Genomic DNA, 1,174 nt, shown 5'->3' on the forward strand with positions numbered 1-1,174 from the left:
CTGAAATCCGCAACGAGGCTACCCTTTCGTTCAATTTCGTGGGTAACTCGCAGACGGGACTTTCGTCTGAAGCTGTCGCGGGTGCGCTGAATGCCTCTCATAACGATGATTTCCGTAGTGACCACTGGAACAACATCGGTGGAACCCTTTCAGGCACTTACGGCAACGACGACCGCGAAATTGTGTGTTTTGACGACGGCACCCGCGCAAGCGCCGTGAGCGTGAGCTACGGCGGTATCGAAAGGCACCGCACCACAGGTACCGACAACCGCATAAACCTGCAGGGCTACAGCCACAACTTCGCCAACTCCTCCACTGACGCAAATGCGGCCCTGATGAACAGCGGCCTCATGACCACGGCCCCGAACTCCCAGAACGAGAACAAGCTGGAAGTTTCCGTTGACGGCCTTGCGCAGTACTTCACGCACTACAGCGTGATTGTGTATTTGGACTTGCCAGATTCCAATTCTGCGGACACAAGCAGCATCCGCAAAATTAGCCTCTTCCTTGAGAGCTCTACGGAACCTGTCGCAAGCTACTTCGTAAATGACGCAGCGAACCATAATTTCAACGGCTCCTATGACCGCGGCACGGCAACGTCTGCCGAATTGGCCACAAGCGCCAATTATGTCGTATTCGATGTCGCCGAGGGCACTTCCTTCGACCGCTTCCGTGTGGTAATCGAGGAAGCCTTCCCGGGACAGTCTCCCAACGGCAAGAACCTGCCGGGCATCGCAGCCATCCAGGTGAATGGTTCGCTCCACGCCCAGGATGTGGCCGCGTCCTCCGACATCGCCCACGGTGGCGACGACACAATCTCCACTGGCGGCGGTGATGACATCGTCGTTGGCGGTACTGGCGGCGACAAGATCACCACTTATGACGACGAACGCTACGGCATTTACGACAACGACGTTGTGTTTGGCGACAATGCCAAGATGGTCTTTACAGACCGTGACAACTCCGGGGCTACGGCCTCCATGCTTTCCATGGCCGAGTCCCTGGATTCCCGCGATATCGAAGGCAATTACGCTGACCGCATAATCACTGGCAACGGTAACGATGTCGTGGTAGGTGGGCTGGGTGCCGACTACATCGATTCCGGGGCGACTGCCGATGCCGACTCCATGCTGGATGGAATCAAGGTCGTTTCCTTCAACTTTACCCGCGAGAA

Annotated in this window: 1 pseudogene; it reads left to right on the forward strand. The window is 56.6% G+C overall.

What is annotated here, in order from left to right:
• A pseudogene (locus B7992_RS16890) lies at positions 1-1,174 on the forward strand (hypothetical protein); the annotation flags it as partial.

This window comes from Fibrobacter sp. UWH1, from assembly GCF_002210365.1.
GTDB lineage: Bacteria > Fibrobacterota > Fibrobacteria > Fibrobacterales > Fibrobacteraceae > Fibrobacter.